The organism is Enterobacter sp. D2 (genome assembly GCF_034427575.1).
Lineage (GTDB): Bacteria > Pseudomonadota > Gammaproteobacteria > Enterobacterales > Enterobacteriaceae > Enterobacter > Enterobacter cloacae_M.
The window spans coordinates 1561431-1586597 of the sequence record NZ_JAXQPP010000001.1 but is presented as its reverse complement, the minus strand read 5'-3'; the positions used below and the strand labels follow the sequence as shown (position 1 = coordinate 1586597).

Here is a 25167-nt window from a genome sequence, read left to right as displayed (position 1 = left end):
AAAGGTAAGTGGCCTTGGTTTTTTACGTATTTAAACGGACTGTATGCTAAACGGTACAAAACTGTATAAATAATCCTTTCTGACGTTATGGATAAAGCTCATTACCAGACTTACGCTTGTTAGCGGCGTTTTAGTTGTTCAACACATTTTTACTGGTAAGGAGCAGAAAATGTCGCAACGTAATAGTCTGGATTTACTAAGCCGTAAAGAAGGAATGTGTCTGTTAGAGCAAAGCATGGGTTTTGTCTGGCAGGCAGCACTTCGAGCCGTCGCGGTATTAGGCGTCGCAGATCGTCTGGTTGAAGGAAAAAAATCCGTCAAGCAACTGGCGAAGGAGTTGAATGTAGACGTTAACTATCTTCATCGAATCATGCGCTTATTGTCCTCTCGTGGCGTTTTCAACGAATTATCTGAAGCTGAATACAGTCTTAGCCATTCAGCGCAATTCCTCTGTTCTGAGCATGAATTTTCCTTGCGTGCGGCGGTGCTCATGCTGACAGACCCAACATTCTGGCAGCCAGCGGCTAAAATGGATGAGATATTGCACGGCAAACCTGTTTTTAATGATTTGTTTGGCAAGCCTTTTTACGAATACTGGCAGCATGACGACACGATGACTGACAACAACGTTTTTCATGCGGGTATGGCCTCTATGTCATCCGTAGAAAATGAAGTCATCGCAGATAGCTATTCGTTCCCGCAAAACGCCGTGGTTGCCGATATCGCCGGCGGGCTGGGTAACTTATTGCTGGCTGTTTTACGTCGAAATCCGACCCTGACGGGGATCCTTTTTGATCAAAAAGATGTGCTTGAGCGAAATCGACTGCACCTGTTAAATGATAATCGTCGATGGGAAACTGTTAATGGGAGCTTTTTTGAAGCCTGTCCTGCAGCGGACATTTATCTGCTTAAGTATATTCTCATGGACTGGCCTGATGAGAAGGCGGTACAGATACTTCAGTGCTGCAGAAATGCAATGAAAGATAACTCCCGCTTATTAATTTTTGAACCGCTTATTAAAAAAGAAAATAATGAACAGGGACGATTTGAAATTGACCTTCTTCTGTTAACAAGCTTTGATGGAGGACGAGCACGAACAGAGTCTGAGTATCAGGCCTTGTTTGAACAGACCAATCTGAAGCTGAACAAAATAATAGACACCCGTTCGTATCTGTCGATTCTGGAAGTTGTACCTCTCTGAACTGTTTAAATAACATTCACAGAGCATCTGTCCGGCATTTCGTTTTACCGTATTCCTGCTACGCTTGTTTGTTGTACCAGGAGCATGAATATGAAAAACAAAGATGAACAAACCGGATTAGTGGGGCTGGCGATTGGGGCCGCCGTTATTGGGCTGGTTTCAGCGCAAAAACCGATCCATCGCAACAGCATTGTCGATGAACTGGTCAGGCTCGGCAGGCAAAAAGGCGATGGCGTAGAAGATGAGGTTTTCGTTAAGGCTGCCGAGCTGGTGAGAAAAGGGGTATAGCCCATGTCTGAAAGACGAAATGCGAAGTGCCATTGCGGCGCTGTGGCGTTCACCGTTGAACTTACCGATGGGCTGAACACCGCCCGGCGCTGCAGCTGTTCCTTTTGTCGTATGCGGGGCGCGGTCGTCGTTTCTGCGCCGTTGTCAGGCATTAAGGTGACCAAAGGTGAAGATAAGCTCACCGAGTACCGCTTTAACACGGGAACTGCACGGCATTTCTTCTGCTCGGTGTGCGGGATTTACACGTTCCATCAGCGACGTTCTAACCCAAACGAATATGGCGTTAATGTCGCCTGTTTTGAAAACGTTTCACCTTTTGATTTTCCAGAGGTGAAGGTGATGGACGGCGTTAACCATCCCATGGATGGGGAAAGTGGGGTATTTGGATATCTTTCTTTTCGCGAGAAAGGTGAAGAGCAGGCATGATTGCCGCCTGGCCACTCTTTTACTCCTCCGGCTATAGTAGGCAGTGGGTAACTGAAACAGGAGAAACTATGCTCTGTGTTGAAAAAGACGATCCGCGTGAGGCCCCTGAATCAGGTGATAAAAAGCCTCAACCTGTGAAAAAATAACGCGACATACGCGTTTACCCGCCACCGGCACTGCTGGTGGCTTTTTATTTCCCAGGCAACCCTGTTAACTGCCATCCAGATGGTTTAACAGCGCGCCGAGATGCCCGACGATATCACCAAAATCAAAAATTAACGCCATCCACAGCAATGCTAAAAGGGTAAGTACGGCAAGGGATACACGACCAAACAACGTTGTTATCCTTAGTGATAAAAGGGCTATCACCACAGTTTAACCAGCTTACTTTCAACTTTCCCTCAACCAACCCCTTTCTTAAGCTGTCTATTGTGACGAACTTCAAAAAACAAGCGAGCCCGCATGATTATGCGGGCTCTGACCATCAGAACTGGTAAACCAGGCCTAACGCTACAACATCATCGGTGCTGATGCCGTTGTCTTTGTAGAAGCTGTCATCTTCATCCAGCAGGTTGATTTTGTAATCAACGTAGGTGGACATGTTTTTGTTGAAGTAATAGGTGACCCCTACGTCAGCGTATTTAACCAGATCCTGGTCGCCCTGGCCGTTGCCCAGGTCCTTACCTTTCGACTGCAGGTAGGAAACGGACGGACGCAGGCCGAAGTCGAACTGGTACTGCGCGGTCACTTCGACGTTCTGGGTTTTGTTCGCCACGGCGTCGGTATTATCACCATACGGTGTCATATTGCGGGTTTCAGAATACATTGCCGCCAGATAGATGTTATTGGCGTCATACTTCAGGCCCGCCGTCCAGGCATCCGCCTTGTCTCCACCCGCTGTGGTATTCATGACCTGCTCGTTGGTGCGGTCAGAAGAGGTATACGCGGCCCCTGCAGTAATTCCCATGCCGAAGTCATAGGTTGTGGAGATACCAAAGCCATCACCGTTCTCGTGACGCGTGTCGCGACCGTTGTTGGTGCCTTCCTGGTTGTTGCTGGCGTCTTCATTTTTGCCCTGGTACTGCAGCGCAAAGTTCAGGCCCTGCACCAGACCATAGAAGTCGGTGTTACGGTAGGTTGCCACACCGTTGGCGCGGCCGGTCATGAAGTTGTCGGCTTTGGTGTAGGAGTCGCCACCGAACTCAGGCAGCATATCGGTCCAGCCTTCCACGTCGTACAGCACGCCGTAGTTACGACCGTAATCGAAGGAGCCGTAGTCGCCCACTTTGACACCGGCGAAGGCAAGACGCGTCCAGGACTGATTATCAGACCCTTCCGTATTATTAGCCTGAATGTTGTATTCCCACTGCGCGTAGCCGGTCATCATATCGTTGATCTGGGTTTCGCCCTTAAAGCCCAGACGCATATAGGTTTGATCCCCGTCAGCGCCTTTATCGTCGGAGAAATAGTGCAGACCATCTACTTTTCCGTACAGATCTAATTTGTTACCGTCTTTATTATAAATTTCTGCTGCATGTGCAGAACCAGCCATTAACAGAGCCGGAATCATCAGAGCCAGTACTTTTCTTTGCATTGTGATATTCCTTTGCAGTTGTTTTTATTTAATTACCTGTTGAACTTTCAAAATGAGAAAGTTGTCTCATGCTAAATCACTCCCGTGTAAGAGTAATAAAATATAATTGTTACGAACTAAGTAAAATCTAAACCGAATAAATCGGCAGAAATGATCATTGGTTTGATGAATGATTTAAAAGTAATTATATTAAATTTAAATTATAAATCAGGCGTTAATTAAGCTAATCTAGCCGGCGTTATATGCCTGTAAGATGATTCATCCATAATTAACGTGAATGCTATTAAGGAAACTAAATAGATATTCAATTATTATCTGGATTCGCCCGGTGTGAATACGCCGGGCTTTTTTTATGGCAAAAAAATGCCCGGACAAGCCGGGCAGGGTAACTAGTCGCTGGTCGGTTTTTCGGCTTTACCCGCCATCTGCGCCAGGAAGTCATAGCGTTTTTGCAGATCAGCAGCGGCATCTTTCCAGAGCTGTTCAGCCACTTCCGGCTGCTGGGCGTTAAGGCGACGGAAGCGCTGTTCCTGCATTAACGTCTCGGCCAGTGCGTCCGAAGGCGGACGCGAATCCAGCGCCAGCGGTAATTTACCCTCGTCAGCACGACGCGGGTCGAACCGGTACAGCGGCCAGAAGCCGGTCGCTGTCAGCTGACGCATCTGGTCGTGGCTGAGGGCCAGATCGTAGCCATGCTCTTCACAAGGGCTGTAGGCAATGATCAGCGACGGGCCAGGATACGCTTCCGCTTCCTGAATCGCTTTCACCGTCTGGTTAAGCTGGGCACCCAGCGAGATTTGCGCGACGTAAACGTGACCGTACATCATCATGCTCACGCCGAGATCTTTGCGCGCCTTGCGTTTACCGTGTTCACCGAATTTCGTTACCGCGCCTAACGGCGTCGCTTTCGACGCCTGGCCGCCGGTATTGGAATAACACTGCGTATCCAGAACCAGGATGTTGACGTTTTCGGTCAGGCTCAACACGTGATCGAGCCCGCCAAAGCCGATATCGTAAGCCCAGCCGTCGCCGCCAATCAGCCAGATTGATTTTTCGACCAGGGCGTCAGCGTCGGTCAGCAGCTGTTCAGCCCCCGTCACGCCCTGCAGCGCGCGGCGCAGCTCAGCAACCTGCTCACGACGTTCTTCTGGCGTCGCGTCCGCGTGAAGCGCGTCATTGAGCTCCGCGGGGATCTGTCCGGCAAACTGCTCCAGCAGGCGCATCACGCGCGCGCGGTGCTGGTCGACTGTCAGGCGGAAGCCCAGGCCAAATTCGGCGTTGTCCTCGAATAGCGAGTTTGCCCACGCCGGACCGCGCCCATTCGCGTCGGTGGTGTACGGCGTAGAAGGCAAATTGCCCCCGTAGATGGACGAACAGCCGGTAGCGTTGGCAATCAGCATCCGGTCACCGTACAGCTGGGTAAGCAGCTTGATATACGGCGTTTCACCGCAGCCGGAGCAGGCGCCAGAGTACTCAAACAGCGGCGTAATCAGCTGTGACGTACGAATATCAATACGTTCCAGTTTGCTGCGATCGATTTCCGGCAGATTCAGGAAGAAGTCATAGTTGACCTTCTCCTCTTCAACGTGCTCCAGACGCGACATCATATTGATGGCTTTGATCTCCGGATCCTGCCTGTCTTTCGCCGGACAGACCTCGACGCACAGGTTACAGCCGGTGCAATCTTCCGGCGCGACCTGCAGAACGTATTTCTGTCCGCGCATATCGCGAGATTTCACATCCAGCGAATGCAGGCTGGCCGGCGCGGCTTCCATCTCTTCCGGTGATACCACTTTGGCTCGAATGGCAGAGTGCGGGCAGGCCGCAACGCAGTGGTTGCACTGGGTACACAGCTCTTCTTTCCAGATGGGGATCGCTTCGGCAATGTTGCGTTTTTCCCAGCGCGTGGTGCCCATCGGCCAGGTACCATCCGGCGGTAGCGCAGAGACGGGCAGGGCATCGCCCAGACCGGCCAGCATCGCCGCCGTCACGGTCTTCACGAAATCAGGCGCCGCATCGGACACCACCGGAGGGCGGTTCGGGCTTGTCGCATTCACCGGCTGCAGCGGAACCTCAAACAACGATTCGCGTGCCAGCGCCAGCGCCTGCCAGTTGCGTTCGACCAGCTCCTGGCCCTTGCTGCTGTAGCTTTTGGCAATCGCGCCCTGCAGTTCCGCCAGCGCGCTGTCGCCCGGCAGGATGTTGGTCAGATGGAAGAAGGCCATCTGCATAACGGTATTAATACGCGCAGCCAGGCCACATTCGCGGGCAATTTTTGCGGCGTTGACCACGTAGAAACGGGCTTTTTTCTGGTTCAGCACCGCCTGAACTTCCTGCGGCAGGCGTCCCCAGACTTCGTCTGCGCTGTACGGCGTATTGAGGAGGAAAATACCGCCGGGCTTCAGGCGCTCGGCCATCTGGTATTTATCGATAAACTGCAGCTGGTGGCAGCCAACAAAATCAGCCTGAGAAATAAGATACGCGGAGCGGATGGGCTGTTCGCTCACGCGCAGGTGGGAAACGGTCAGGCCGCCTGCTTTTTTGGAGTCGTAAACGAAGTACCCCTGGGCGTACCATGGCGTTGAGTTGCCGATAATTTTGATGTTGTTTTTGGTCGCGGAGACGCTGCCGTCGCTGCCCAGACCATAGAACAGCGCCTCAAGTTTGGCGGTCGAGGGCAGGGTATTTTCCGGTAGCGACAGGGACAGGTTGGTCACATCATCATAAATGCCGACGGTAAAGCGCGGCTTGGGTTTCGCTTCGCTTAACTCGTTGAATACCGCCAGCACGCAGTCCGGCCCAAACTCCTTGGAGGACAAACCATAGCGCCCCCCGATAACGCGCGGCAGCGTTTCACGTTCACCATTGTTAAAGGATTCTGCCAGGGCGGTCATCACATCCAGATACAGCGGTTCCGCCTGTGCGCCCGGCTCTTTGGTACGGTCGAGCACCGCCACAGCGCGGGCGCTTTCAGGGAGAGCCGAAAGCAGATGTTTGGCCGAGAACGGACGATAGAGACGCACCTTAAGCACGCCAACTTTTTCGCCGCGCGTCAGCAGCTCGTCAACCACCTCTTCACAGGTACCAATGGCTGACCCCATCAGCACAATCACCCGTTCCGCCTGCGGATGTCCGTAGTACTCAAAGGGTTTATATTCCCGACCGGTCGCGGCGGCAAAGTCATTCATTGCCTGTTCAACATGGTCGTAAACCGCGTTGTACCAGGGGTTCGTGGCCTCGCGGGACTGGAAATAGGTATCCGGGTTCGCCGATGTCCCGCGAATAACCGGGTGTTCAGGATTAAGAGCCCGGGCGCGATGCGCGTCGATTTCCGCCTGCGGCAGCAGATTCAGGATAGTATCGTCGGCCAGCGGGACGATTTTGTTGATTTCGTGAGAGGTGCGGAAACCATCAAAGAAGTGAATAAACGGCACGCGGCTTTTGAGCGTGGCGATATGCGAAATTAAGGCAAAGTCCTGAGCTTCCTGAACGCTGCTGGCGCACAGCATCGCGCAGCCGGTCTGGCGCACGGCCATCACGTCGGAGTGGTCGCCAAAGATAGAGAGCGCGTGGGTAGCAACGGTACGCGCGGCAACGTGCAGAACGAATGGCGTCAGCTGACCGGCGAGTTTGTAAAGCGTAGGGATCATTAACAGCAATCCCTGTGAGGAGGTAAACGACGTGGAAAGCGCGCCGGTCTGAAGGGCGCCGTGTACCGTGGCAATCGCACCGGCTTCGGACTGCATCTCAACCACTCTCGGGACATCGCCCCAGACGTTTTTTAACCCGTTACCCGCCCAGGCATCCGCCTGCTCGGCCATGGTAGAACTTGGCGTAATCGGGTAGATGGCGATAACTTCACTGGTGCGAAACGCGACTGAGGCAACTGCACCATTACCGTCAATAGTTTGCATAGGACAACACCCTTACATTGCGCAAAAAATAGGGGTCTGTATTACGGCAACAAACCCTGAATATTATCTGTGTATTCTAGCAAACGGGGGATTTTACGATTTTCGCTTTTGTGTCCTTGGTATTCTTGCCATCAATGAGTAGATCAAACTTTTGGCGAAAAAATTGCGAGAAATTGTTTCGGAAGCGCATAAATACGCACTTCCGCTCTCGACGACACGGGATGTGATGCCTATTATGCATAGGTTTCGCATTATTCATGGGGGAGAGAGCATGCGTTCAGCATTTTGGGTAGGGTGTGCCGCGTTATTGTTGTCGGCATGTAGCAGTGAGCCAGTCCAGCAGGCAACGGCAGCCCACGTGGCGCCGGGAATGAAAGCGGCAATGTCCAGTTCAGGTCAGGCCAACTGCGCGATGATTGGCGGTTCGCTGTCTGTCGCCCGCCAGCTTGATGGTTCTGCTATTGGGATGTGCGCCTTGCCAAACGGCAAACGCTGTAGCGAACAGTCGCTTGCCGTTGGAAGCTGCGGTAACTACTGATTATTCTACACGCTTAAACATCAGCGTTTTATCGGCTGTCGCCAGCGTTAACTGGTCCTCAGTCAGGTCGACCTGCGCCCCTTTGCTCAGCATGTCGCCGATGGCCTGATCCAGCTCATTCAGCTGCGGCTCGGTACAGAGCTTGCGCGTCATGGCGAGCGTTTTAACCTTAAGCTCGCCTTCGGACAATTTCCCCTGTCCGTTGAAGCGGTTACACATCTGGCCAGAAACGCTGATGTTATTCACCAGACTGATATCTGGCAGCGCGCTAAAACCGATCTCAGGTTGCGTTGTCGCGGTCTTCACGGCCTTACCGTTTACGTTTTCCAGCACAAAGCGGTGGTTTTTAAGTTGCTCCGGCTGTACGGAGGCTTTACCCGGATTAACGCAGCCGGTAAGGACAAGACAAATAACGCTTAACGCAATGAGCTTTTTCATTTTTCTTCTCAAACTATAAATACCGTGAATCTTTTTCCAGTGTAACGATACTCTGCCGTGCGTTAATGGGGTTTATCTGAAAGTGCGGGGAGAAGTACCGGGCAACGCAGCGGTTGCCCGGAATGACGTTAATGCGATTTAAATCCTGCCGCCGTCATTAGCATGCGGAAGAGCATACTGACAGCAGCCAGCGCCAGTACGCTGCCGCCCCAGATAATGGCCAGCCACAGTAATCTTTTCCAGACCGGTTGTTGCATCAGTGATAACCCTCCCCATGCTGTACTTTGCCGCGAAACACGTAGTAGCTCCAGAAGGTGTAGACCAGAATAACGGGAATGATCAACAGCGCGCCCACCAGCATAAAGCCCTGGCTTTGCGTCGGGGCGGCGGCCTGCCACAGGGTGATCGACGGTGGAATAATATGCGGCCAGATGCTGATCCCAAGCCCGCTAAAGCCGAGGAATATCAGCCCCAGCGTCAGGATAAACGGACGGCTATGGCTGGCGGGATTATTCAGGCAGCGCCACTGGTACAGGCTAAAAATCACCACCAGAGCAGGGACCGGCAGCAGGTAAAACAGATTCGGCAGCGTGAACCAGCGCGCAGCGATGGCCGGTTGCGCCAGCGGCGTCCAGAGGCTGATCGCCGCAATAAACGCCAGCAGCACGATTAACAGCGTTTTCGACACTTCACGCATCCGCTCCTGCAGCGCGTTTTCGCTTTTCATCACCAGCCAGGTAGAGCCTAACAGCGCATAAGCCACCACCAGCCCCGCGCCGCAAAACAGGTTAAACGCGGTAAACCAGTCAAAGGGGCCGCCGGTATAGGCCCGGCCGGTGACGGTAAAGCCGTTAATAACGGCGCCTACCGTCACGCCCTGGGTGAACGTTGCCAGAATGGAACCGCCTATAAACGCCTTATCCCAGAAGGGGCGGTGGGCCGGCGTGGCTTTAAAGCGAAACTCAAATGCCACCCCGCGGAAAATAAGTCCGATCAGCATTAATGTTAGCGGAATGGTCAGGGCATCAACGATCACCGCATAGGCCAGCGGGAATGCGCCGAACAGGGCGGCACCGCCAAGCACCAGCCAGGTTTCATTTCCGTCCCAGACCGGCGCGACGCTGTTGACCATCACGTCGCGATCGTCGGCGTTCTGCGTGGCCGGGAACAGAATACCGATCCCCAGATCAAAACCGTCCATCACGATATACATCAGCGTGGCGAAGACGATGATGACAAACCAGATAATGGAAAGATCGATACCCATTATGGCTGCTCCTTATGTTCAGTTGTGACGGCAGAAAGCGGGCGCGCCGGACGTCCGTCGGACTCGGTGGCGAAAGATTCATGCGGCTGCGGGCCTTTTCGGATGAGGCGCACCATATAGCTGTAACCCACGCCGAATACCGAGGTATAGACGACGAAGAAGGCCAGCAGGCTCACGCTCATATGCAGGTCACCGTGGGCAGATACCGCATCCTTCGTTCGCTGGAGTCCGTAGACCACCCACGGCTGGCGGCCCACTTCGGTGGTGATCCACCCGGCCAGGATGGCAATCAGCCCGGTTGGCCCCATCAGCAGCGCAAACCACAGGAAGGGGCGCGACGAATACACGCGTTTTTTGTAGCGCAGCCAGAGTGCCGTTACCCCGAGCAGCAGCATCAGCATGCCCAGGCCCGCCATAATGCGGAATGACCAGAAGACGATGGTGGAATTCGGACGGTCTTCCTTCGGAAACTCTTTGAGGGCCGGAACCTGTTTATCCAGACTGTGCGTCAGGATAAGACTCCCCAGCGCCGGGATCTCCAGCCCAAAGCGGGTGCGCTCCTGTTCCATATCCGGCCAGCCAAACAGCAGCAGCGGGGTAGGTTCACCCGGCGGATTTTCCCAGTGGCCTTCAATGGCGGCAATCTTGGCGGGCTGGTGCTTTAAGGTGTTCAACCCGTGCATATCGCCAACCATGGCCTGGATGGGGGCGACAATCAGCGTCATCCACAGCGCCATCGAAAACATTGCCCGTATGGCAGGGGTATTATTCCCGCGCAGCAGATGCCATGCCGCGGATGCGCCCACAAACAGGGCGCTGCTCAGGAATGCGGCTATCGACATATGCAACAGGCGGTAAGGGAAGGAGGGGTTAAACACCACGGCGAACCAGTCCACCGGCACGACCTGACCGTTGACGATCTCATAGCCCTGCGGGGTCTGCATCCAACTGTTCGACGAGAGGATCCAGAAGGTGGAGATAATGGTGCCCAACGCCACCATGCAGGTGGAGAAGAAGTGCAGTCCCGGCCCGACCTTGTTCCAGCCGAACAGCATCACGCCGAGGAACCCGGCTTCGAGGAAGAAGGCGGTCAGCACTTCATACGTCAGCAGCGGGCCGGTAATGCTGCCCGCAAACTGTGAAAATCCGCTCCAGTTGGTGCCGAACTGGTAGGCCATCACCAGCCCGGAGACCACGCCCATGCCAAAGTTGACGGCAAAAATCTTTGACCAGAAATGGTACAGCGAGCGCCAGACCGGATTTTTGGTTTTCAGCCACAGCCCTTCGAGTACGGCAAGATAGCTTGCCAGGCCGATGGTGATCGCCGGGAAAATAATGTGAAAGGATACGGTAAAGGCAAACTGTATCCGTGCAAGGTGAAAAGCATCTAAACCAAACATGCACAGCCTCAATGTCAAACGGTGTGCTGTTATGGTATAGGGGCAACGTTCGGACTATCAGACGCAGAAAAGTGATTTTTAACCATAACAGTTGGCTTAAAAATCATGCTTTAACCATCTGATATACCTCGCGTGAGGTATAAAAATTGTATTTTTATGAATTTTACGCATAAAACTGCTTGCCTTGTCGTCTGCGCCGTGCGTTAATGACCCTCTGGTTTTGAGTCCAAATAAATATCTGACGTAGTTTTATAAAGCAGTTCTCATCACGTTGTGCCTCTCCGCAGCCTCTCTTGGGTCTTTATCTACTTTCCGATTCGTTTTGTTTAAAACCATTATTATTGCCCAATCGGCCCATTAGTAATTTACGTTTTTACGTTCACAGGAGAATCCTATGACTTCTTATATTCATTTCCGCTGCCCATGCTGTCATGGCTCGCAGTACCGTACCTCAGTCTTTGATATGTCCGAGAAAAACCCACTCGGCGCGAAATGCATCTTTTGCAAATCGTCGATGATTACGCTCGATCACCTGGCCGCCGCGCGCCAGGCGCAAAGCCACATTACCGAGTACCGTAAGTAATTCGTTTCAAGAACCATAACAGTTAGCTAAATCTTCTCTTTTTCTCCTGCTGATATACACTGTCGGTCACAAGGAGAATTTGATGAAAAAATACCAGAGTCTGGCGCAACAAATTATCTCGCAGATTGAGCTTGGCGTATGGCTGCCGGGCGATAAGCTGCCTTCGCTGCGAGAGCAGGTGGCGAGCAGCGGCATGAGTTTTATGACCGTTGGCCACGCGTATCAGATGCTGGAAAGTCAGGGGCGCATTGTCGCCAGACCGCAGTCGGGCTATTACGTTGCCTCGCGCCCGACCGCACATCAGCCTGCTCCACCTGCCCAGGTGATGCGTGACGAAGTGGTGGATATTAATACCTACATCTTCGACGTCTTACAGGCCAGCCGCGACCCGTCCGTTGTTCCTTTTGCCTCCGCGTTTCCCGATCCCCGACTTTTCCCGCTGCAGCAGCTCAACCGCTCGCTGGCGAACGTCAGCAAAACCGCGACGGCGATGAGCGTGATTGAGAACCTGCCCCCAGGTAACGTCGATCTCCGCCACGCCATTGCCCGTCGCTACGCGCAGCAGGGGATGAATATCTCCCCGGAAGAGATCGTGATCACCGCAGGCGCGCTTGAAGCGCTCAATCTCAGCCTGCAGGCGGTAACCGAGCCGGGCGACTGGGTGATAGTCGAAAACCCGTGTTTTTACGGCGCGCTGCAGGCGCTGGAACGCCTGAAGCTCAAAGCGTTGTCGATTGCGACGGATGTCCGCGAGGGGATTGACCTGAATGCCCTTGAACAGGCGCTGAAGGAGTACCCGGTTAAGGCCTGCTGGATCATGACCAACAGTCAAAACCCGCTCGGCTTCACGCTGAGCGCGGAGAAAAAAGCGCAGCTTGTCGCGCTGTTAACGCAACACAACGTCCCCCTGATTGAAGACGATGTCTACAGCGAGCTCTATTTTGGCCGCGAAAAGCCGCTCCCGGCGAAAGCATGGGATCGCCAGGACATGACGCTTCACTGCTCGTCCTTTTCAAAATGTCTGGTAGCCGGTTTTCGCATCGGCTGGGTTGCGGCAGGAAAACACGCGAGACGCATTCAGCAGCTGCAGCTGATGAGCACGCTCTCCACCAGCTCACCCGTGCAGCTGGCGCTGGTGGATTACCTGGCGACGAAACGCTACGACGCCCATCTGCGCCGGCTGCGGCGTACGCTCGCCGAGCGAAAACAGCAGGCCTGGCAGTCCCTTTTGCGCCATATGCCTGCCGGCGTCAAAATCCACCATAACGACAGCGGCTACTTTTTATGGCTGGAGCTTCCGGCGCAGCTGGATGCGGGGCTGCTCAGCGAAAAAGCCTTAACGCACCACATCAGCATTGCGCCCGGAAAGATGTTTTCCACCTCCGACGCGTGGACACCGTTCTTCCGGTTTAATACCTCCTGGGCGTGGGGAGAGCGAGAAGAGCAGGCGGTCATTCAGTTAGGAAAATTAATTAGCACGATGCTGGAATAAACTTTTCTCCGTTATTTAAATAATCAATTCTTATCCTGATGACGGCGCTGCGAATATTTCGCGGTGCCCTGTCATAGGAAATCTGCATACCGTCTCTCGCGGCTAACTCCTTGTCTATAATCCAGTTAACGGGGAATGCGCCCTCGGTCACACCTTGATGAAATTTCCTGAAGCCGTACGGTGCGGCGCATTTGCGCGGTCTACGTTTAAAAAGGGAGATATTTTTACGGCACGGCTGCCGCTAAATTTCATTGCGACAGGAGTAACCCTTATGAGCAAAAAATTTGCCCGCAGCAGCCTGTGCGCGCTCGGCATGACTATCATGACAGCGCAAGCCGCAGAACCACCAAAGGCCATCGGCGACGGGGAAGGTCGACTGGATATTATCGCCTGGCCGGGATACATCGAACGCGGACAGACGGATAAAAACTACGACTGGGTCACCCAGTTTGAGAAAGAGACCGGGTGTGCGGTCAACGTCAAGACGGCGGCCACGTCGGATGAAATGGTCAGCCTGATGGCGAAAGGGGGATATGACCTGGTCACCGCCTCGGGTGACGCCTCCCTGCGCCTGATCATGGGGAAACGCGTTCAGCCCATTAACCCCGACCTCATCCCCAACTGGAAAACCCTCGACGCGCGGATTGTGAAAGGGGAATGGTTTAACGTCGGCGGGAAAGTCTACGGCACGCCGTATCAGTGGGGGCCAAACCTGCTGATGTACAACACCAAAACCTTCCCGACGCCGCCGGACAGCTGGAGCGTGGTCTTTACCAAACAGGATCTGCCGGACGGTAAAACCAATCAGGGACGCGTTCAGGCCTATGACGGCCCGATTTATATCGCCGATGCGGCGCTCTTCGTCAAAGCTACCCAGCCGCAGCTGGGTATCAATGACCCTTACCAGCTTACCGAAGCACAGTATGCCGCCGTGCTGAAAGTGCTGCGCGACCAGCACGCGCTGATCCACCGCTACTGGCATGACACCACCGTTCAGATGAGCGATTTCAAAAATGAAGGCGTCGTGGCCTCCAGCGCCTGGCCGTATCAGGCGAATGCCCTGAAGGCCGAGAACCAGCCCATTGCCACCGTCTTCCCGAAAGAGGGGGTGACAGGCTGGGCGGACACCACAATGCTGCACGCGCAGGCAAAACACCCGATGTGCGCCTATAAATGGATGAACTGGTCGCTGACGCCGAAAGTGCAGGGCGATCTGGCGGCCTGGTTTGGCTCCCTGCCCGTGGTTGCTGAAGGGTGTAAGGCCAGCACGCTGCTGGGTGATAAAGGCTGCGAAACAAACGGTTATAACGAGTTCGACAAAATCATGTTCTGGAAAACCCCCATCGCCGAAGGCGGCAAATTTGTCCCTTACAGCCGCTGGACGCAGGATTACATCGCCATCATGGGCGGTCGTTAATTGCCCGGGAGCAGAACATGACGTACGCGGTAGAGTTTAACAATGTTTCCCGTCTGTACGGCGACGTACGGGCGGTGGATGGGGTCACCATTGCTATTCGTGACGGAGAATTTTTCTCCATGCTGGGGCCTTCGGGCTCCGGCAAAACCACCTGCCTGCGTCTGATCGCAGGTTTTGAGCAGCTGTCAGGTGGCACAATTTCTATCTTCGGCAAAGAGGCGAGCGAACTGCCTCCCTGGGAGCGGGATGTGAATACCGTCTTTCAGGACTACGCGCTGTTCCCGCATATGTCGATCCTCGACAATGTTGCCTACGGGCTGATGGTCAAAGGCATCGACAAGAAAAAACGTCATGCGCAGGCCCGTGATGCCCTGGAAAAAGTGGGCCTGAGCTTTGCCATAGCCCGCAAACCTTCACAACTTTCCGGCGGCCAGCGGCAGCGTGTCGCCATCGCCCGGGCGCTGGTCAATGAGCCGCGCGTCCTGCTGCTGGATGAACCCTTAGGTGCGCTCGATCTCAAACTGCGTGAACAGATGCAGTTCGAGCTAAAGAAGCTTCAGCAGGAACTCGGCATCACCTTTATTTTTGTCACCCACGATCAGGGCGAGGCCCTGTCCATGTCAGACCGGGTGGCGGTGTTCAATAACGGGCGCATCGAGCAGGTGGATACTCCGCGCGATCTCTACATGCGTCCGCGCACGCCGTTTGTCGCCGGTTTTGTCGGCACGTCCAACGTCTTTGATGCGGGCCTTGCGCAGAAAATATGCGGCATGGAAGGCAGCTATTCCCTGCGCCCGGAACATATTCGCCTTAATGAGGGCGGAGACGTTCAGGTTCAGGGCATCGTGCAGGCCGTTCAGTATCAGGGGGCGGCCACGCGGCTGGAGCTGAAACTTGCCGATGGCGCCAAACTGCTGGTGAGCCAGGCCAATCTCAGTGAAACCTCGTCGCTGAGCGGCATTGCGCCGGGGCAGGCGGTGATGGCGTCGTGGTCACGCGAGGCGATGATTCGCCTGCACGAGGAGAGGTGAAATGTCTATGAGTGTCGCGCATCCTCCCGCCTCGCACGGCCGCTTAAGCCGCATGACGGCGCTGTTCTGGCGTAAACCGTCGCTCGGCCTGTTCCTGCTTCTGCTCGCGCCGCTCATGTGGTTTGGCATCGTCTATTTAGGATCGCTTCTGACCCTGCTGTGGCAAGGATTTTACACCTTTGACGATTTCACCATGGCCGTCACGCCGGATCTGACCCTGGCGAACATTCAGGCGCTTTTCAACCCGGCAAACTACGACATTATCCTGCGCACGTTAACCATGGCGATTGCGGTGACGATTGCCAGCGCCATCCTGGCCTTCCCGATGGCCTGGTACATGGCGCGATACACCCGCGGCAAGTGGAAAGCGTTTTTCTATATCGCTGTGATGCTGCCAATGTGGGCGAGCTACATCGTCAAAGCCTACGCCTGGACGCTGCTGCTGGCGAAGGATGGGGTGGCGCAGTGGTTTCTCAACCATATGGGGCTGGAGCCGATCCTGACCTCCCTCCTTACGCTCCCGGCGATTGGCGGCAACATCTTGTCCACCTCCGGGCTGGGACGGTTTCTGGTGTTCGTCTATATCTGGCTGCCGTTTATGATCCTGCCCGTCCAGGCGGCTCTGGAACGCCTGCCGGCCTCGCTACTGCAGGCCTCAGCCGACCTTGGCGCGCGTCCGCGCCAGACCTTTCGCTATGTCGTTCTGCCGCTGGCGATCCCGGGTATTGCGGCAGGCTCAATATTCACCTTTTCCCTGACGCTGGGGGATTTCATCGTTCCGCAGCTGGTGGGGCCGCCGGGCTACTTCATCGGTAACATGGTCTACTCGCAGCAGGGTGCCATTGGCAATATGCCCATGGCCGCCGCGTTCACGCTGGTGCCCATCGTGCTGATTTCACTCTATCTGGCGTTCGTGAAACGTCTGGGAGCATTCGATGCACTCTGAACGCGCACCGCTGTTCCTGAAAGTGGCAGCCTGGGGAGGCGTTATCTTCCTGCACTTCCCGCTGCTGATTATCGCGACCTATGCCTTTAATACCGAAGACGCGGCCTTCAGCTTTCCGCCGCAGGGGCTGACTCTGAAGTGGTTCAGCGTGGCGGCGGGGCGCGGCGATATTATTGAATCCGTGACGTTGTCACTTCAGATTGCGGCGCTATCCACCGCGATTGCCCTTGTGCTTGGCACGCTTGCTGCAGCGGCGCTGTGGCGAAGCGAGTTTTTTGGCAAGAATGCGATCTCGCTGCTGCTGCTGTTGCCGATTGCGTTGCCGGGGATCATCACCGGTCTGGCGCTGCTGACGGCCTTCAAAACGATCGACCTTGAGCCTGGGTTTTTCACCATCGTGGTCGGACACGCCACCTTTTGCGTGGTGGTGGTGTTTAACAACGTGATTGCCCGGTTCAGACGCACCTCCTGGAGCCTGGTGGAAGCGTCGATGGATCTCGGGGCTGACGGATGGCAAACCTTCCGCTATGTGGTGCTGCCCAATCTGGGTTCAGCGCTGCTGGCCGGGGGAATGCTGGCGTTTGCCCTGTCGTTTGACGAGATAATCGTCACAACGTTTACGGCGGGACACGAGCGCACGTTACCGCTGTGGTTGCTCAATCAGCTCGGTCGTCCGCGCGACGTTCCGGTCACCAACGTCGTAGCACTGCTGGTGATGCTGGTGACAACTATCCCCATTCTGGGAGCCTGGTGGCTAACCCGCGACGGTGAGAACATCGCCGGCAGCGGGAAATAACAGTGAATTCAACAGGAAAATGCTATGCAAACACAACTGCTGATAGAGGGAAAACTGGTAACCGGAGAGGGAGAAAAACAGCCGGTCTATAACCCGGCCACTGGAGAACTCCTGCTGGAGATTGCCGAGGCGTCAGCGGCTCAGGTCGACGCGGCGGTTCAGGCGGCCGACCGTGCTTTTGCTGAGTGGGGGCAAACCACGCCGAAAACCCGTGCCGAGTGCCTGCTGAAGCTGGCGGATGCGATTGAAGCGCATGGGGAGGACTTTGCCCGGCTCGAATCCCTCAACTGCGGCAAGCCGCTGCACTGTGCTCTGGGTGATGAAATTCCGGCGGTGGTCGACGTTTTCCGTTTCTTTGCCGGGGCCGCCCGCTGTCTGAACGGGCTGGCCGCCGGGGAGTACCTTGACGGGCACACGTCGATGATCCGCCGCGATCCGGTGGGCGTGGTTGCCTCTATTGCCCCCTGGAACTATCCGCTGATGATGGCGGCCTGGAAGCTGGCGCCCGCGCTGGCGGCAGGGAACTGCGTGGTGATTAAGCCCTCAGAGATCACGCCCCTGACCGCGCTGAAGCTGGGAGAGCTGGCTAAAGATATCTTCCCGGCAGGTGTGCTGAACGTCCTTTTTGGTCGCGGTAAAACGGTGGGCGATCCGCTTACCGGGCATGAAAAAGTCCGTATGGTCTCGCTGACCGGTTCGATTGCTACCGGGGAACATATCATCGGCCATACCGCGTCCTCCATTAAACGCACCCACATGGAGCTGGGCGGTAAAGCGCCGGTTATCGTCTTTGATGATGCTGACCTGGATGCGGTTGTCGAAGGGGTGCGGACGTTTGGTTTCTACAATGCCGGACAGGACTGTACGGCGGCGTGCCGGATTTATGCCCAGAAGGGCATTTATGCCGCGCTGGTGGAAAAGCTGGGCGCAGCGGTCGCCAGCCTCAAAATGGGGGCGCCGGAGGATGACTCTACCGAACTGGGACCGCTCAGCTCGGCCGCCCATCTTTCACGCGTCTGTCAGGCGGTCGATGAGGCGAAAGCTCTCGGCCACATCCGCGTTGTCACCGGTGGGACCAAAAAAGAGGGGGCAGGCTACTACTTCCAGCCAACCCTGCTGGCGGGGGCGAAGCAGGACGACGCCATCGTTCAGCGGGAGGTGTTTGGCCCGGTGGTGAGCGTTACCGAGTTTGACGACGAAGCGCAGGTGCTGGCCTGGGCGAACGATTCGCAGTATGGCCTGGCGTCATCGGTCTGGACCAAAGACGTGGGCCGCGCCCATCGTCTGAGCGCGCGCCTGCAGTACGGCTGCACCTGGGTGAATACCCATTTTATGCTGGTGAGCGAAATGCCGCACGGCGGCATGAAATTATCCGGCTACGGCAAAGATATGTCGGTCTACGGGCTTGAGGATTATACGGTTGTCCGGCATGTGATGATCAAACACTAAGCCCGCCACGCCTGGCCGCATGCGCGCCCAGGCGTTCCCCGCGCCCGCCATGAGTGTTACGTAAGATACTCAATTGTTATTATCCGCAATCTTTAAGTGGTTATTCTGTAACGAAAAAACTTGATCTGTATCAACATATGACGCATATTGCGTGCGGTTATTTTTTCGGCTCTGGTATACAGAATGACGTTGTATCAAAAGATGTTGGTTTTTTACGCAATCATGGCTTCCATCTGCGCATTAATTACCTGGTTCCTTTCTAAAGACCGCAAACGTATCCGCCTGCTCAGCGCTTTTCTGGTGGGGTCAACCTGGCCAATGAGCTTTCCCGTTGCGCTGCTGGTCTCGCTTTTCTGAAGCACGCTTCCATTTTTAAAAGATGAATATGGCATTCCAGATACGGTAACTGTATAAATACACAGTGAATCGTAAAAGGAGTGCTTATGAACAGTTTTTACTCGCAGCAGGCCGGTTGTACCGTGCGCTGGCATGACCTGCCCGGCACCGGCGATCCCGTGGTGTTCATTCACGGGCTGGGCTGCGCCTCTTCCTATGAATATCCCCGTGTCGTTCATGACCCGCTGTTTGGCGCGCGCAGAGCGATTCTCATCGATTTGCCCGGCAGCGGCTACAGCGACAAGCCTGAACGCTACAGCTATAAAACCACCGACCAGGCCCACGTTGTGGCGGAACTGATTGACCATCTAGAGCTGGAGTCCTTTTGGTTATACGGCCACAGCATGGGCGGCAGCATTGCTATCGAAACGGCGGGGCTGCTGGCGTCGCGCGTGAAGGGCCTGATGGTGTCAGAGCCTAATTTTCACGCGGGCGGGGGCATGTTCAGCCGGTCTATTGCGGCGCAAACCGAGCAGCAGTTTCTGACGCAGGGCTATGACGCCATGCTCAGCGCGGAAAAAACGGCTTGGGCCGGGTGCCTGCAGAGCAATGCGCCATATGCCGTCTGGCGGGGCGCATCGAGCCTGGTGGCGGGCGTAGAGCCCGAATGGGAAGCGCAGTTCCTGTCACTTCCTTGCCCGGTAACGTTGATTTTCGGCGAACTGTCTCTGCCGGATGACGATGTGGAAAGTCTGAAGCAAAAGGGCGTCGAGGTGAAAATCATTCCTGCGGCAGGGCATTCAATGTCGTGGGAAAACCCTTCTGCGCTGGCGCAGACGATCGTTGGCTGTATGGCGCGGTGAAAATGGCCCGCATGGCTGCGGGCCGACATCTCAGCGCAATAACGCCTGTAAAGCCCGGCGAGCACCGGGCTGAACATCATGCGGATGCTGGTAATCAATGTTCTCTATCGCGCGGCTATAGAGTGCGACCAGCCAGTCGTATACGTACGCGGTGGCCGCATGCACAGGCTGTTCTCCCAGTCGCGTCAAGCGAGGCTCGGCGCTGCTGACCACTGGCGTAACGAAGATTGCCTGCCCCTTGCGGATGCGGCTTGCCGGACGTGTTGCCACAGGCGTCTGGTCGTAACCCAGCCAGCCAATGAAATTGCCCATCACGGCATGCAGCTGTGCCGCGCTGCTTTTATCCGCTTCGACGATACGCTGAAGCTGTTGAGGCAGATCAAGCCGGTAGCTGGTGACCACCAGCACATCCGCGATTTGCTGTAATACCGAAGGCTCCAGCCCAAGGCGCGCGGCCGTGGCCTCATTGCGGCTCCACTGACGCAGATGATTTATCCAGACTCTGTGCGCCAGACGCGCTTTGTCTTTTGTCTGGAACAGGCCGCTGCTTTCCTGGGTATTCTCGGCAAACAGGTCAATAGTGTCCGTAAACAGCCCGTTCACCTGCTCCTCGCGCGGCTGCTGAACGGCGAGCAGCGTTTCAAAGGCTTTCAGCGGCGGCAGCAGGCCTTCAAGCAGTTCGCCGTGGCGGGCGGCGCTGCTTTGCAGCGTGCGCACCATGTTTTCGGCCTGAGCGCGTCTTGTCCCCGGCTCTTCAACCAGCGGTGCCAGATAGCTCTGCATCAGCGATGAGAGCTCCTGTCGCAGCAAGCCTTTCAGCGTGCCGAGACGCTTCTGTCGATGCGCGGGCAGCGTGGCCTGAGAGAGCCACTCAATGACGCGCTGCATGCTGTGGCTGTCCAGCGCCTGCAGCGTGCCCCAGCGTAAACCCGGCTTTCCAAGCAGATGCTGTACGGCTTCATCGAGATTCTGTCGGGTGGTAAAGCGGGCGTCGTGAGGGGTAATCGCCCACACCAGCCCTGGCAGGGCAGATTCTTCAGCAGGCTGCGTCTCCCTGACCCAGTTCATCAACACTTTTGCTTTTTTTGCCGTGTGTTCGTGCTGCGCCGTCGCGTTGCAAATCACCAGCACATCCGGCTGAAGCTGTTGACGGTAATGCTCGAGCAGCCACTGGGACTTCGCCTGGCGTAGCGGGTCGGCACGGTTATCTTCAAAAACCGGAATATCAATAATATCGACGTTATCCAGCGCGCCGTTCTCAACCGGCAGCACCAGCTCGCGGGTCAGGAAGGCCAGCACGTCGACGGGGATGCTGATGGCGTTTAGCATTTCACCGCTATTCAGCGGATGAAGCAGCGTCTCCTGCGCGTCCTGAAGATCTAACGTGCCGTCGTGCGTCAGGAATCCTTCACCCGGCAGGCCAAAGCTGTCCACCAGCAGGCTAAGCGGGGCAGCAAGCTCGCCGGCATGGCTGGTCTGGTGCAGCACATGGGCCAGTTTTAACCACTGCTGGGTCAACTCCTGCTGCTCGCCCCACAGCAGCGACCAGACGCTGGCCCGCGTGCTGAGATCGAGAGAAGGCACCAGCCTGGCGAACTCATGCCACAGGGCATCATCAATTTGCTGCTTAGCGGCGGGTACGGTGCTTTGCCAGAAGCGGGCTATCGCACCCACTTCCTGAGCCGTGATACCGGGCACGCCCTGCGGCTGGCGCAGCCCGCGCCATTTCTCCAGACGTGTCTCAATGACAGCCTTATCTACCGCGCGCATCTGCGGATGCAGCGTCGAGCGGGCAATAAACAGCTGTACCAGCTCGGCCTCGGTGACCAGGCTTAGACGCAGCGGGAACGCCTCATCCGCCACCTCCGGGCTTTCCCGGGTGAAGCGGACGGCCATATTGGTCAGGGCATGTCCCGGATTGATATGCGAAAAATAGTCAAAGGTGCGCTGGCCCGGCGTCACGTTCAGGCGTCCATTACCGCTGCCGCACAGGGATAACAGCAGATGGGCTTTCGCGCTCTGCGAATGACCGTAAAGCCCAATGCTGCTCTGGCGCGTCATGGCGCGTTCAATGGCCTGCTCCCGCGCCTGCGCCGCGTTGATGCGAGCAAGCAGGGCATCAGCATCGTTATCCAGCACAGGGGCGTTCAGGCGCGTCTCATTAATCCACCCGATTAAGGCCTGAGTGGTGGTCGTCGTCGCTGTCATTTCAGGTATACGCTCCCGCTGTCGATCCAGTAGTGGCTACCGCTATGTCGGCGATCGGCCAGGGTATTCAGTTTGAAGGTTAATGCGTCAGGGGCAACCGGCGTGCCGTCCTGCAGCCAGGCATCGCTCAGCTCGAAGGCCTCAGGGCCTTCCTGCTTGCTGCCGCCGCAGAGCTTCAGCCGCACGTTCAGCACGCCGTCACCGGCAATGGCTTTCGCCAGTTCAGCCGAGTTGATGCTGAGCGTGTAGAGCGGCGTGGCGGGCCAGCGCGCGTTCGCCAGCTGGCGGAAGCCGAGGGTAACGTTACCGCGCAGCGGGAAGTGCAGACGCGCGTCGAGCTTCGCGCCCGGCTTATCGAGGTCGATATCCTGATACCATACGTTTTCCTCGCGCAGGGTATTAACGGTGTTATCCAGCACGCCGAGATACCGCACGGTTGAATACGCGCCAATGTCCGCGGCTTTAAAGTTGAAGCGCGGCAGTCGCAGGTCCAGCGCCAGGCTGCAGAGCATGGCCCCCACGGCGGCCGTCGATTTCGGGTTGCCAATGCGCCCCTGCTGGCTGAACGGATACCACTCGTGCACCTGGTATTTATCCAGCCAGACGATACGGTTTACAGGCACCGGCTGCAGATGACGAATCAGCGCCTGAACGCCAGGCAGGCAGCCGGGGCGTCCGGTGATCAGCAGAATATCGCAGCTGTAATGGGATATCGCCTCGCACACCGCGTGAAGCGGCGAGGCCAGCGTAAACTGCCCGGCCAGCATTGCATCCTGCATTTCGCGGAAATTCACATGCAGCGGCACCGCGAACAGGTCAAACGCGTCTGAACCCGCAGGCAGGGCATGGTCGATCGCCTGCTGCAGATAATTCATTACGTTGCGGGTCGGTTTCTGCGGCAGGAGATCGCCAAAGGTGGCATGCAGACCGGCCAGCGGATCGTCAACGTCGCTCGATTCCCACGCGGCAAGAATAGCGTGGCCAATCGGCATAAAGAGCTGAAGCGCCGTTTGCTGACGGAGTACCGCCTGGGTATCGATGCGCCCGGAGTCGCCGAACAGCGACGCCATCAGCAGCGAGGCGTCAGCGATACCGGACTTCTGCAGCTGCGTTTGCAGCGCGGGCAGCACGTAGCGCTGAATCACGTCCAGAAGCGTGTCGTCGCCCGCGACTTTAAAGCCTTCACGGAACAGCAGCTGCGGGGTGATTTTGACGTTATTGCCGGAGCCGTCATCCAGCTGATAATGGGTGATCGCCATATCCGTTGTGCCGCCGCCGATGTCGATGGAGGCAACGCGCAGCGCGCGGCCCGGCTGGCTACCCGGCTCAGGCTCACGGTCCGGGCGGGCCAGGGAGGCGAAGAAGGCTTCCGTCTGACCGCCAAAGCGGGAGATTGCTTCGTTATACAGCCAGACCAGCTGACCGCAGCTGGCTTCATCCCACTCCATCTGGATTTCAGGAACCGGCACCACGCTTTTATCCTGCTGTTTGCGGGTGACAAAATCCTCATCCTGCGGGTGCCAGCCCATCGCTTTCCAGACGATGGCGATGGCTTCAAACATGCGGCGACGGAAAATTTCGCGCTCCTGCTTGGGCATGGCCGAGGGCAGGGTCAGGATCAGGGTGCGCAGCTGGCGCGGCGACGCCGGGAAGCCCAGACGCAGGCGCGTGGCGACGCTGTTGATCTGCCCCAGCGCCTGCGCCAGCAGCTCGCACAGCATGTGCGTCATCAGCGTACTGCGGCTGTACTGCGGCGAGAAGACCGGCAGCCGCTCGTCCTGCGGCAGCGTGAAGAGCGGTTCGCCGTCATCGTTCATCAGGTTCATCAGCGGAAACGCGGTGGCAAGCGGCTCACGCTGGGTTTTGCTGTTCATCTGGCTAAAGCGCCAGTCCTGCACGACCGGCGTTTCATCCCACAGGTAGCGACGCGGGCTGGAGATGCCGCTGTTGCCTTCGGTCCCCAGACGCTGCATCGCCAGCTTGCGGGCTTCATCGCCCACGCGAACAATTGACGGCCAGACAAAGGCATCTTCGCGACCGCTTTCAACCGAGAAGTGCTGCTTGCCAAAGCGCGCTTCCGAAAACTCAAGACGGCTGGTGAACAGGGGCGTATTCAGGAACTGCGGCTCGCTTAGCGAGCGGACCTGCAGCTCGGCGGTCTGGCGCAGGCCATCGTTGGCGTCGCCGTGGTCTTCAATAATGACGCCGCAGGTGTGGGTATTGCCCACGTCGAGGATCAGGTCGACCGGAATGGCTGGCGTGCTGAGCGTATGGGTGACAAATTTCACTTCCGGTACGGTGAGCTGTTCACCGAGCATGGTCAGCAGGTTAAGCCAGTGGGCCTGATATTCAAAACTGCGCATCGCCTGCTGCAGGTCGCGTTCAGAGCGGTTCTCAACGCCGTCGGCATACTGGGTAAACGCCTCGCGCAGCCAGCCGTCAATCCAGGTCTGGTCGAGGAAACTTTCAACTTCGTTGTCTCGCCAGGCCAGCGCGAATCGGGTCCCGTTGAGAATATCGTTTTCAACCGGGGACAGGGCGGACGTGGCGTGTTCTGCAATCTGGCTGTCAAGGGCGAGCGTGACGCGGTGCGTATTGCCTGCCGTATCGGGTGTATCCAGCCTGCGCACCTGAACGCGGGCCCAGTTATCCGGCCCCTCAACGAAGGTTCGCGGCGGGTTGAAGCGCAGGAACGGAACCGGAAGCCAGACGCCGTCCAGCACCGCCAGGGACTGATGCAGCGGGAGGGTGGTTTCCGGTTTGACCACTTCAGGCTGCCCACCGTTCGTGCCCGGGAGGGTATAGCGCCCGTTGACCAGGTCGAAATCGAGGCGCAAAAGCGGACCGTTCGCGGTTTTACGTACGAAGCGCCCGTTGCTGGCGGTGTCCTGCGGCGTCAGACCGAAATCAAGGAACTGCACGCCGCTGTTGGCAATAAGCGTGACGCTTTGTTTATAGTCGCAAAGATTTACCAGCATAG

The 25167-nt window shown here is 56.3% G+C and carries 23 protein-coding genes; 14 read left to right on the top strand and 9 right to left on the bottom strand.

The genetic code is table 11. From position 1 onward, the window contains the following. Positions 1-169: 169 nt before the first annotated feature. The 4 genes from SPG90_RS07675 (at position 170) to SPG90_RS07660 (ending at position 2061) form a co-directional block, all read left to right on the top strand. Complete coding sequence (locus SPG90_RS07675; protein WP_045400088.1) at positions 170-1201, top strand: methyltransferase; 1032 nt, start codon at positions 170-172, stop codon at positions 1199-1201. Between the two features lie 90 nt (positions 1202-1291). Continuing rightward, positions 1292-1489 (top strand): hypothetical protein, encoded by a 198-nt coding sequence (locus SPG90_RS07670; protein ID WP_023312007.1) that lies wholly within the window; start codon positions 1292-1294, stop codon positions 1487-1489. 3 nt (positions 1490-1492) lie between these two features. Next, positions 1493-1915: a GFA family protein gene (locus SPG90_RS07665; RefSeq protein ID WP_023312006.1), complete on the top strand. Its 423-nt coding sequence runs from the start codon at positions 1493-1495 to the stop codon at positions 1913-1915. A 68-nt stretch (positions 1916-1983) separates the two neighbouring features. Beyond that, complete coding sequence (locus tag SPG90_RS07660; protein WP_223239581.1) at positions 1984-2061, top strand: hypothetical protein; 78 nt, start codon at positions 1984-1986, stop codon at positions 2059-2061. A 64-nt stretch (positions 2062-2125) separates the two neighbouring features. Here SPG90_RS07660 and SPG90_RS07655 read toward each other — a convergent pair whose 3' ends face one another. From SPG90_RS07655 to nifJ, 3 genes are all read right to left on the bottom strand, one after another. Then, a complete protein-coding gene (locus SPG90_RS07655; protein WP_255319991.1) occupies positions 2126-2251 on the bottom strand; it encodes a hypothetical protein in 126 nt (41 codons plus the stop codon). A gap of 148 nt (positions 2252-2399) precedes the next feature. After that, a complete protein-coding gene (ompC, locus tag SPG90_RS07650; RefSeq protein ID WP_045400085.1) occupies positions 2400-3509 on the bottom strand; it encodes a porin OmpC in 1110 nt (369 codons plus the stop codon). Between the two features lie 389 nt (positions 3510-3898). Further along, the gene (gene nifJ / locus SPG90_RS07645) at positions 3899-7423 is read right to left on the bottom strand and encodes a pyruvate:ferredoxin (flavodoxin) oxidoreductase (RefSeq protein WP_322408065.1); all 3525 of its coding nucleotides are present in this window, start codon (positions 7421-7423) and stop codon (positions 3899-3901) included. Positions 7424-7694: 271 nt separating this feature from the next. Between nifJ and SPG90_RS07640 the strand changes: the two genes are divergently transcribed. Next, positions 7695-7961 (top strand): DUF333 domain-containing protein, encoded by a 267-nt coding sequence (locus SPG90_RS07640; RefSeq protein WP_023312003.1) that lies wholly within the window; start codon positions 7695-7697, stop codon positions 7959-7961. Here SPG90_RS07640 and hslJ read toward each other — a convergent pair whose 3' ends face one another. From hslJ to SPG90_RS07620, 4 genes are all read right to left on the bottom strand, one after another. Continuing rightward, positions 7962-8399: a heat shock protein HslJ gene (hslJ, locus tag SPG90_RS07635; protein ID WP_047174495.1), complete on the bottom strand. Its 438-nt coding sequence runs from the start codon at positions 8397-8399 to the stop codon at positions 7962-7964. It lies immediately after the preceding gene. A gap of 128 nt (positions 8400-8527) precedes the next feature. Beyond that, the gene (locus tag SPG90_RS07630; RefSeq protein ID WP_008501283.1) at positions 8528-8656 is read right to left on the bottom strand and encodes a DUF2474 domain-containing protein; all 129 of its coding nucleotides are present in this window, start codon (positions 8654-8656) and stop codon (positions 8528-8530) included. Then, entirely contained in the window at positions 8656-9666 is a 1011-nt protein-coding gene (gene cydB / locus SPG90_RS07625; protein WP_033145694.1) for a cytochrome d ubiquinol oxidase subunit II, read from the bottom strand. The genes SPG90_RS07630 and cydB overlap by 1 nt, the downstream gene beginning before the upstream one ends. Beyond that, on the bottom strand, positions 9666-11066 hold the full coding sequence (locus SPG90_RS07620) for a cytochrome ubiquinol oxidase subunit I (protein WP_045400073.1): 1401 nt from the start codon (positions 11064-11066) through the stop codon (positions 9666-9668). Before SPG90_RS07620 ends, cydB begins: the two co-directional genes overlap by 1 nt. Positions 11067-11460: 394 nt before the next feature. Here SPG90_RS07620 and SPG90_RS07615 point away from each other — a divergent pair, with 394 nt between their 5' ends. From SPG90_RS07615 to SPG90_RS07575, 9 genes are all read left to right on the top strand, one after another. Beyond that, positions 11461-11649 carry a hypothetical protein gene (locus tag SPG90_RS07615; protein WP_023311998.1) on the top strand — a complete coding sequence of 63 codons (189 nt, stop codon included), beginning with the start codon at positions 11461-11463 and terminating at the stop codon, positions 11647-11649. A gap of 82 nt (positions 11650-11731) precedes the next feature. Further along, positions 11732-13141, top strand: coding sequence for a PLP-dependent aminotransferase family protein (locus SPG90_RS07610; RefSeq protein WP_023311997.1), 1410 nt, complete (start codon positions 11732-11734; stop codon positions 13139-13141). 271 nt (positions 13142-13412) lie between these two features. Next, positions 13413-14558, top strand: coding sequence for a putative ABC transporter substrate-binding protein YdcS (gene ydcS / locus SPG90_RS07605; protein ID WP_045400070.1), 1146 nt, complete (start codon positions 13413-13415; stop codon positions 14556-14558). 17 nt (positions 14559-14575) lie between these two features. Further along, a complete protein-coding gene (locus SPG90_RS07600) occupies positions 14576-15589 on the top strand; it encodes an ABC transporter ATP-binding protein (protein WP_045354186.1) in 1014 nt (337 codons plus the stop codon). 1 nt (position 15590) lies between these two features. Beyond that, positions 15591-16535, top strand: a complete 945-nt coding sequence (locus tag SPG90_RS07595; protein WP_322408064.1) for an ABC transporter permease — start codon at positions 15591-15593, stop codon at positions 16533-16535. Beyond that, positions 16525-17331 (top strand): ABC transporter permease, encoded by an 807-nt coding sequence (locus SPG90_RS07590; RefSeq protein WP_029741505.1) that lies wholly within the window; start codon positions 16525-16527, stop codon positions 17329-17331. The genes SPG90_RS07595 and SPG90_RS07590 overlap by 11 nt, the downstream gene beginning before the upstream one ends. A gap of 24 nt (positions 17332-17355) precedes the next feature. After that, the gene (gene patD, locus SPG90_RS07585; protein WP_023311992.1) at positions 17356-18780 is read left to right on the top strand and encodes an aminobutyraldehyde dehydrogenase; all 1425 of its coding nucleotides are present in this window, start codon (positions 17356-17358) and stop codon (positions 18778-18780) included. A 183-nt stretch (positions 18781-18963) separates the two neighbouring features. Further along, entirely contained in the window at positions 18964-19137 is a 174-nt protein-coding gene (locus tag SPG90_RS07580) for a GhoT/OrtT family toxin (protein WP_013096478.1), read from the top strand. An 86-nt stretch (positions 19138-19223) separates the two neighbouring features. Then, positions 19224-19979: an alpha/beta fold hydrolase gene (locus SPG90_RS07575; RefSeq protein WP_047174494.1), complete on the top strand. Its 756-nt coding sequence runs from the start codon at positions 19224-19226 to the stop codon at positions 19977-19979. Between the two features lie 30 nt (positions 19980-20009). Here the strand turns inward: SPG90_RS07575 and SPG90_RS07570 are convergent, their stop codons facing one another. Beyond that, complete coding sequence (locus SPG90_RS07570; protein ID WP_126303406.1) at positions 20010-22187, bottom strand: virulence factor SrfC family protein; 2178 nt, start codon at positions 22185-22187, stop codon at positions 20010-20012. Further along, on the bottom strand, positions 22184-25165 hold the full coding sequence (locus tag SPG90_RS07565) for a virulence factor SrfB (RefSeq protein WP_126303405.1): 2982 nt from the start codon (positions 25163-25165) through the stop codon (positions 22184-22186). The genes SPG90_RS07570 and SPG90_RS07565 overlap by 4 nt, the downstream gene beginning before the upstream one ends. Between the last annotated feature and the right edge of the window lie 2 nt (positions 25166-25167).

Excerpts from the sequence above, each read along its gene's own strand:
- SPG90_RS07660 (WP_223239581.1), top strand. The coding sequence starts at position 1,984 with ATGCTCTGTGTTGAAAAAGACGATCCGCGTGAGGCCCCTGAATCAGGT.
- SPG90_RS07575 (WP_047174494.1), top strand. The coding sequence starts at position 19,224 with ATGAACAGTTTTTACTCGCAGCAGGCCGGTTGTACCGTGCGCTGGCAT.
- SPG90_RS07640 (WP_023312003.1), top strand. The coding sequence starts at position 7,695 with ATGCGTTCAGCATTTTGGGTAGGGTGTGCCGCGTTATTGTTGTCGGCA.
- patD (WP_023311992.1), top strand. The coding sequence starts at position 17,356 with ATGCAAACACAACTGCTGATAGAGGGAAAACTGGTAACCGGAGAGGGA.
- hslJ (WP_047174495.1), bottom strand. The coding sequence starts at position 8,399 with ATGAAAAAGCTCATTGCGTTAAGCGTTATTTGTCTTGTCCTTACCGGC.
- nifJ (WP_322408065.1), bottom strand. The coding sequence starts at position 7,423 with ATGCAAACTATTGACGGTAATGGTGCAGTTGCCTCAGTCGCGTTTCGC.
- SPG90_RS07620 (WP_045400073.1), bottom strand. The coding sequence starts at position 11,066 with ATGTTTGGTTTAGATGCTTTTCACCTTGCACGGATACAGTTTGCCTTT.
- SPG90_RS07670 (WP_023312007.1), top strand. The coding sequence starts at position 1,292 with ATGAAAAACAAAGATGAACAAACCGGATTAGTGGGGCTGGCGATTGGG.
- SPG90_RS07610 (WP_023311997.1), top strand. The coding sequence starts at position 11,732 with ATGAAAAAATACCAGAGTCTGGCGCAACAAATTATCTCGCAGATTGAG.
- SPG90_RS07570 (WP_126303406.1), bottom strand. The coding sequence starts at position 22,187 with ATGACAGCGACGACGACCACCACTCAGGCCTTAATCGGGTGGATTAAT.
- SPG90_RS07595 (WP_322408064.1), top strand. The coding sequence starts at position 15,591 with ATGTCTATGAGTGTCGCGCATCCTCCCGCCTCGCACGGCCGCTTAAGC.
- SPG90_RS07600 (WP_045354186.1), top strand. The coding sequence starts at position 14,576 with ATGACGTACGCGGTAGAGTTTAACAATGTTTCCCGTCTGTACGGCGAC.
- SPG90_RS07675 (WP_045400088.1), top strand. The coding sequence starts at position 170 with ATGTCGCAACGTAATAGTCTGGATTTACTAAGCCGTAAAGAAGGAATG.
- SPG90_RS07580 (WP_013096478.1), top strand. The coding sequence starts at position 18,964 with ATGACGTTGTATCAAAAGATGTTGGTTTTTTACGCAATCATGGCTTCC.
- SPG90_RS07590 (WP_029741505.1), top strand. The coding sequence starts at position 16,525 with ATGCACTCTGAACGCGCACCGCTGTTCCTGAAAGTGGCAGCCTGGGGA.
- ompC (WP_045400085.1), bottom strand. The coding sequence starts at position 3,509 with ATGCAAAGAAAAGTACTGGCTCTGATGATTCCGGCTCTGTTAATGGCT.
- SPG90_RS07665 (WP_023312006.1), top strand. The coding sequence starts at position 1,493 with ATGTCTGAAAGACGAAATGCGAAGTGCCATTGCGGCGCTGTGGCGTTC.
- cydB (WP_033145694.1), bottom strand. The coding sequence starts at position 9,666 with ATGGGTATCGATCTTTCCATTATCTGGTTTGTCATCATCGTCTTCGCC.
- SPG90_RS07615 (WP_023311998.1), top strand. The coding sequence starts at position 11,461 with ATGACTTCTTATATTCATTTCCGCTGCCCATGCTGTCATGGCTCGCAG.
- ydcS (WP_045400070.1), top strand. The coding sequence starts at position 13,413 with ATGAGCAAAAAATTTGCCCGCAGCAGCCTGTGCGCGCTCGGCATGACT.
- SPG90_RS07565 (WP_126303405.1), bottom strand. The coding sequence starts at position 25,165 with ATGCTGGTAAATCTTTGCGACTATAAACAAAGCGTCACGCTTATTGCC.
- SPG90_RS07630 (WP_008501283.1), bottom strand. The coding sequence starts at position 8,656 with ATGCAACAACCGGTCTGGAAAAGATTACTGTGGCTGGCCATTATCTGG.